Below are 549 nucleotides of genomic sequence, written 5' to 3'. Positions count from 1 at the left end.
TTCATCTTTCCCTCACGGTACTAGTCCGCTATCGGTCACCAGGGAGTATTCAGGCTTACCGGGTGGTCCCGGCAAATTCACAGCAGATTCCACGAGCCCGCTGCTACTCGGGAACACCATCGAGAGACATCAGGTTTTCGCCTACGGGACTCTCACCCACTACGGTCGCCCATTCCAGAGACGTTCGACTAACCACGATGCTTTCTGACTCTCTATCAGCCCGGCAGAACTGATCGACAGGTCCCACGACCCCGCACACGCAACCCCTGCCGGGTATCACACGCGCACGGTTTAGCCTCATCCGCTTTCGCTCGCCACTACTCACGGAATCACATGTTGTTTTCTCTTCCTACGGGTACTGAGATGTTTCACTTCCCCGCGTTCCCTCCACACACCCTATACATTCAGGTGCGGGTGACACCACATGACTGGTGCCGGGTTTCCCCATTCGGACATCCTCGGATCACAGCTCGGTTGACAGCTCCCCGAGGCTTATCGCAGCCTCCCACGTCCTTCATCGGCTCCTGGTGCCAAGACATCCACCGTATG

1 rRNA gene is annotated in these 549 nt (G+C 57.2%); it reads right to left on the bottom strand.

What is annotated here, in order from left to right:
* A 23S ribosomal RNA gene (locus IEY98_RS32295) occupies positions 1-549 on the bottom strand; the annotation flags it as partial.

Origin of the sequence: Actinokineospora fastidiosa, from assembly GCF_014648415.1 — a bacterium.
Lineage (GTDB): Bacteria > Actinomycetota > Actinomycetes > Mycobacteriales > Pseudonocardiaceae > Actinokineospora > Actinokineospora fastidiosa.
The sequence above is the reverse complement of the archived record's forward strand: the minus strand, read 5'-3'. Positions and strand labels throughout refer to the sequence as shown.